This window comes from Micromonospora sp. M51 (genome assembly GCF_018070305.1).
Lineage (GTDB): Bacteria > Actinomycetota > Actinomycetes > Mycobacteriales > Micromonosporaceae > Micromonospora > Micromonospora parva.
In genome coordinates this window covers 1-5,728 of sequence record NZ_JAGPXZ010000388.1, presented here as the reverse complement: position 1 = coordinate 5,728, position 5,728 = coordinate 1, and the positions used below count along the sequence as shown (strand labels likewise).

Below are 5,728 nucleotides of genomic sequence, written 5' to 3'. Positions count from 1 at the left end.
CAGTAGGCTGACCGCCGTGCTGATCTGGATCGTCCTCGCGGTGGTGCTGCTGCCCCTCGTGGTGCTCGCGCTGGCCGTGCGCCCGGTGCTGGCCCGGTTGCCCCAGCTGCGCCGCGCGGCCGTGGCGTTGCAGCGGCGTGCCGCCGAGGCCGAGGCGCTGCGGGACACCGCCGAGGCGTTGCAACAACGCGCCGAGGACGTCCAACGTCGGCTCGACACCACCTCCCGACGGCTCGCGGTGATCAAGGCCAAGCGCGGCTGATCGCGCCCGCACCTGGTGGTGGTTGACGGATCATCGTGGGTTGGTCAAGACTTCACCCTCCCGGCCAAACCACCACTACCCAACGGGTGGCGGGCAGCCGATCCGCACGTACGATGGGCTGCGTACCACCCCTCGGACACAGAGCGACTGGAGCTTCTCATGGGTGCCCTCAAGCCGTGGCACATCGCTGTTCTCGTGGTTGTGCTGATCCTGCTCTTCGGTGCGAAGCGGCTCCCTGACGCGGCCCGGTCGCTGGGTCGGTCGCTGCGGATCATCAAGGCCGAGACGAAGAGCCTGCAGGACGACGACCGCGACCTCGCCGAGAAGGCCGACGCGCAGGCCGCCTACCAGCCGCTGCCGCCGCACACCGGGCAGCAGGCGCCGTACGCCGGTCAGCCGCAGCAGGCCCCGTACCAGCAGGCCCCGCCGCAGCAGCCGGTCGTCGACCCGGTGCACCGCGTCCGCGACAACTGACCGAAGGGCCCCACTCCCGTGGCCTTCGCCCTGCGTAAGCGCGGCCCGAGCAGCTTCGAGCGGGCCGCCGACGGCTCGATGACGCTCATCGAGCACGTCCGCGAGCTGCGTAACCGTCTCTTCCGCGCGTCCGTGGCGATCCTCATCGGGTTCGGTCTCGGTGTGTGGTTGGCCAAGCCGGTGCTGCACCTGCTCCAGCAGCCCTACTGTGACCTCCCGCAGGCCAGATTCGTCGACGGCAAGTGCGAGTTCGTGCAGCTCGGCCCCGCCGACCTGTTCCTGCTCAACCTGAAGGTCGCGCTCTGGGTCGGGTTGATCGTGGCCGCACCGGTCTGGCTCTACCAGCTCTGGGCGTTCATCGCGCCCGGCCTGCACCGGCACGAGCGACGCTACGCGTACTTCTTCACCGCCCTCGCCGCGCCGCTGTTCGCGGCCGGTGCGGTGCTGGCGTACTTCGTCACGGCCAAGGGCCTGGAGTTCCTGCTCAGCATCTCCGACAGCGAGATCAGCACCACCCTGGAGATCACCAAGTACATCTCCTTCGTCACCAACCTGATCCTGTTGTTCGGGGTGGCGTTCGAGTTCCCGTTGATCGTGTTGATGCTCAACTTCGTGGGCATCGCCAGCGCGAAGCGGCTGCTCAGCTGGTGGCGGGTGGCGATCTTCGTGTTCTTCGCGTTCTCCGCCGTGGTCACCCCCACCCCGGACCCGTTCGGGATGACCGCGTTGGCGCTCTGCCTCTCCGCGCTCTACTTCGGCGCCGTCGGCGTCGCGTTCCTCAACGACAAGCGGCGTGGGCGGGGCAAGGAGATCTACGCCGGCATCGACGACGACGAGGTGTCGCCGTTGGAGTTCGACGCGGACCCGGTCGTGGCCGGGCAGCGGGTCGACTCGACCGCGCCGATCGGCGTACCCGAGCCGGTCGCCCCTCCCGCGCCGATCGAGCGCCGCTACGACGACATGACCTGACGGCCCCGCGCCGACCGGTCCACCGACGCCGTCCCCGGGTTCCCGGGGGCGGCGTCGTCGCGTCACCTCCCGCGTCGGCGGCGGGACTGAAGGTGACGGCGGCCGCCCCGGGGAAACGGCGGGTGTCCGACCGGTACGGTGCTGCCCGTGACCGCAGACGATCACCTGCCCGCCGCCGGCGGACCGACCGACGGAGCCCTGGTCGCCGGCGGACCGACCGGCGGCGCCCCGCTCGCCGGTGGACCGGTCGACCGCGCCCCGCTCCCCGGTGGCCCGGTGGCCGTCCTCACGAACCCGACCGCGGGTCGGGGACGCTACCGGGCCCTGCTGCCCCGGCTGTTGGACGGGTTGGCCGTCGCCGGGCGGCCGATCCGGCTGCTGCCGGCGTCGAGCCCCGCCGAGGCGGAGGCGGCGTGCCGGGCCGCCGTGGCCGACGGCGCCGGCGCGCTGGTGGCGGTCGGTGGGGATGGCACCGTGCACCGGGCGTTGCAGGCGGTCGCCGGCACCGACGTGCCGTTCGGCCCGATCCCGGCCGGCACCGGCAACGACTTCGCGCTGGACACCGGTTTCCCGGCGGACCCCCTCGCGGCGGCGGTGATGATCGGCGAGGCGCTGCGCGACGGCCGCAGTCGACCCGTCGACCTGGCCCGGATGGTCGGCGTCGACGGCGTCGAGCGGTGGTACGGGGCGGTCCTCGCGGCCGGGTTCGACGCGATCGTCAACGAGCGGGCCAACCGGATGCGCTGGCCACGCGGCCCACGCCGGTACGACCTGGCGATCCTGGTCGAGCTGGCCCGGCTGCGCCCCCGCCGCTACACGCTGCGCCTCGACGGGGTGCCGCACGACCTGGACGCGGTGCTCGTGGCGGTGGGCAACTGCCCGACGTACGGCGGTGGCATGCGGATCTGCCCGGACGCGGACCCGACCGACGGGCTGCTCGACGTGGTGGTGGCGGGTCGGGTCAACCGGCGGACCCTGGTCCGGGTGAAGCCGCGCATCTATCAGGGCACCCACGTCAGCCACCCGCTGGTGCGCAGTTTCCGGGCCCGCACCGTGGAGGTGGCCGCCGAGGGCATCACCTCGTACGCCGACGGGGAACGGTCACTGGCCCTGCCGGTGACGATCAGCGCGGTTCCGGCCGCCCTGCGGCTGCTGCGTTGACCCGGACCGCGCCGATGCTCGCCGCGATGACCAGCGCGATGGCGACGCACTCCAGCACTGTCAGCGCCTGCCGCAGCACCAGCCACCCGGCGAGCGTGGCGACGGCCGGGCCGAGGCTCATCAGCACCGCGAACGTGGCGGTGGGCATCCGCCGTAGCGCCAGCAGTTCCAGGGTGTAGGGCAGCCCGGAGGCGAGCACCGCGAGGGCGGCGCCGAGCGCCAGCACCGGCGGGTCGAGCAGCACCGCGCCGCCGTCGACGATGCCCAGCGGCAGGGTGACCACCGCGGCGACGGTCAGCGCCAGGGCCAGCCCGTCCGCGCCGGGAAAGCGGCCGCCGACCCGGGCGCTCAGCACGATGTACGCGGCCCACATGGCGCCCGCGCCGAACGCGAAGGCCACCCCGACCGGGTTCAGCCGGTCGAAGCCGCCCTGCCCGAGCAGCGCCACCCCGGCCAGTGCCAACCCGGCCCAGCCCCAGCTGGCCAGGCGTCGGGCGGAGAACACCGACAACGCCAGCGGGCCGAGCACCTCAAGCGTCACCGCCGGGCCCAGCGGGATGCGTTCGATGGCCTGGTAGAACAGCGAGTTCATGCCGGCCAGCGCCAGCCCGAACGCGCCGGCCGCGAGCCAGGCCGAGCGGTCGTGTCCGCGCAGCCGGGGCCGGCACACCACGAGCAGCAGCACCGCGGCGATGGTCAGCCGCAGGGTCACCGCGCCGGCCACCCCGGTACGCGGGAAGAGCAACGCGGCCACGGCGGCGCCGAACTGCACCGACAGCGCCCCGCCGAGCACCAGCCCCACGGCGGCCACGCCACCGCGCCGGGCCGGTCGTGTCTCGCCCGAGGGTGGGGTGGGCAGCAGGGTGTCCGTCACGGGCACGACGGTAGGCGTTGCGCCCGGGCCACAGCGCGGCGGTGTCCACCTCAGTGACCAACAAGGCGCGGGTCGGGCCGGTGTCGCTCAGCCCGGCAGGGCCAGGTCGAGCACCGCGCCCAGGCCGTTCTCCCGACCCGGCTCGGCGGCCGGGAGCACCAGCACGGAGCAGCCGGCGGCCACCGCGCCGGCGTCCGCGGGTGTGTCGCCGACCATCAGGGTCTGCTCCGGATCGACGCCCAGCATGCCGCAGGCCCGCCAGAAGATCGCCGGGTCGGGTTTGCACCGCCCCACCTCGTACGAGAGAACGAACGCGTCGACGAGGTCGGTCAGCCCCCAGGTGTCGAAGTGTGGCCGCAGGTCGAAGCCGATGTTGCTGACCACCGCCACCGGCACCCCGGCGTCGCGCAGCGCGGTCAGCGTGGGGGCGGTGTCGGCGTACGGTTGCCAGCCGTCGGCGGTCAGCAGCCGCTCGTAGAGCGCGTCGGCGAAGCCGTCGATGCCGGCGTCGACGGTCTCGGCCAGCCCGGTGTACGCGCCCCGGTGGGCGTGTTGGTAGAGGTCCCGGTCGGCCCACAGTTCGGCCAGTCGGGGTGGCACCCGCGCCGGCAGCGGCCCGCCGGCGCGTCCGGCGGTCAGCAGGCGGTCGGCCAGTGCGGTGGCGCGGACCCGGTCCAGGGTGACGCCGCACGCCGCCGCGGCCTCCAGCACCCACCGCTGGGAGTCCTCCACCTGGGCCAGGGTGCCGTGGAAGTCGAAGAGCACCGCCTTGACCGGGCGTCGGGACGCCCGGCGCTCGGCGGTGCCCGGCGGACTGGTCTGGGGCGGTTCGGCATGGTCCGGCACGCCGTGCACCCTACCGACCGCCCCCGACCGCCCCTCGGGACGGCCTTGTGGGGTGCTGTGACTCGGCACGCACTAATCTTGGTGCCATGTCGAGCCCCGCCGAGCGGTACGCAGCGGCGCGCCGCAAGGCCGCACAAGCCGCACAGTTTCCGGCGTTGGACGAGTTCGCCCTTGAGCTGGGGTTCGACCTCGACGACTTCCAGCGGGAGGCGTGTCAGTCGCTGGAGCGGGGCAGCGGTGTGCTGGTCTGCGCTCCCACCGGCGCCGGTAAGACGGTGGTCGGGGAGTTCGCCGTCCACCTGGCGTTGCGCGGGCGGCCCGACGACCCGGTGCCCGCCGCCGACGCGACGACCCCACCGGCGCGGCGCAAGTGCTTCTACACCACGCCGATCAAGGCGTTGTCCAACCAGAAGTACCACGACCTGGTTGCCCGGTACGGCGCCGAGCAGGTGGGCCTGCTGACCGGCGACAACGCGATCAACGGCGACGCGCCGGTGATCGTGATGACCACCGAGGTGCTGCGCAACATGCTCTACGCGGGCTCCAGCACCCTGCAGGGCCTCGCGTACGTCGTGATGGACGAGGTGCACTACCTGGCCGACCGGTTCCGCGGCGGGGTGTGGGAAGAGGTGATCATTCACCTGCCGGCCTCGGTCACCCTGGTCTCGTTGTCGGCGACCGTGTCCAACGCCGAGGAGTTCGCCGACTGGCTGGTCACCGTGCGCGGCGAGACCGCGGTGGTGGTCAGCGAGCACCGGCCGGTGCCGTTGTGGCAGCACATGCTGGTCGGCAAGCGGATGTTCGACCTGTTCCACGACGCCGACGCCGCGCGCAAGCACGACGTGCACCCGGAGTTGCTGCGCTACACCCGGGAGACCGTGCGGCGGCTGGAGTTGGGCGAGGGGCGCAGCGCTGGCCCCGGTGCCGGGCGTCGTGGCCCGCGCTGGCGTGGCCCGATGCGCCCCGACATCGTCGACCGGCTGGACCGGGAGGGTCTGCTGCCGGCGATCCTGTTCATCTTCAGCCGGGCCGGGTGCGCCGCCGCGGTGCAGCAGTGCCTCGCCGCCGGGTTGCGGCTCACCTCGGCGGAGGAGCGGGCCGAGATCCGCCGGGTCGTCGAGTCCCGGGTCACCGCCATTCCC

At 73.2% G+C, this 5,728-nt stretch carries 7 protein-coding genes; 5 read left to right on the top strand and 2 right to left on the bottom strand.

Going from position 1 to position 5,728, the window contains the following annotated elements; translation table 11 throughout:
• The 4 genes from KBX53_RS20105 to KBX53_RS20090 all read left to right on the top strand — a co-directional run.
• A partial coding sequence (locus KBX53_RS20105; protein ID WP_309140814.1) for a hypothetical protein occupies nt 1-262 on the top strand: 262 nt, incomplete at its 5' end.
• Between the two features lie 159 nt (nt 263-421).
• Nucleotides 422-736, top strand: coding sequence for a Sec-independent protein translocase subunit TatA (tatA, locus tag KBX53_RS20100; RefSeq protein ID WP_210860995.1), 315 nt, complete (start codon nt 422-424; stop codon nt 734-736).
• Between the two features lie 18 nt (nt 737-754).
• Nucleotides 755-1,705, top strand: coding sequence for a twin-arginine translocase subunit TatC (tatC, locus tag KBX53_RS20095; protein ID WP_030332936.1), 951 nt, complete (start codon nt 755-757; stop codon nt 1,703-1,705).
• Between the two features lie 276 nt (nt 1,706-1,981).
• A complete protein-coding gene (locus tag KBX53_RS20090; protein WP_051708563.1) occupies nt 1,982-2,866 on the top strand; it encodes a diacylglycerol kinase family protein in 885 nt (294 codons plus the stop codon).
• Here KBX53_RS20090 and KBX53_RS20085 read toward each other — a convergent pair.
• Nucleotides 2,829-3,740 (bottom strand): DMT family transporter, encoded by a 912-nt coding sequence (locus KBX53_RS20085; protein ID WP_245233648.1) that lies wholly within the window; start codon nt 3,738-3,740, stop codon nt 2,829-2,831. The genes KBX53_RS20090 and KBX53_RS20085 overlap by 38 nt on opposite strands.
• 87 nt (nt 3,741-3,827) lie before the next feature.
• Nucleotides 3,828-4,586 (bottom strand): HAD family hydrolase, encoded by a 759-nt coding sequence (locus KBX53_RS20080; RefSeq protein ID WP_210860993.1) that lies wholly within the window; start codon nt 4,584-4,586, stop codon nt 3,828-3,830.
• Between the two features lie 86 nt (nt 4,587-4,672).
• Here KBX53_RS20080 and KBX53_RS20075 point away from each other — a divergent pair.
• The coding region (locus KBX53_RS20075) for a DEAD/DEAH box helicase (RefSeq protein WP_210860991.1) at nt 4,673-5,728 on the top strand (1,056 nt) is incomplete at its 3' end.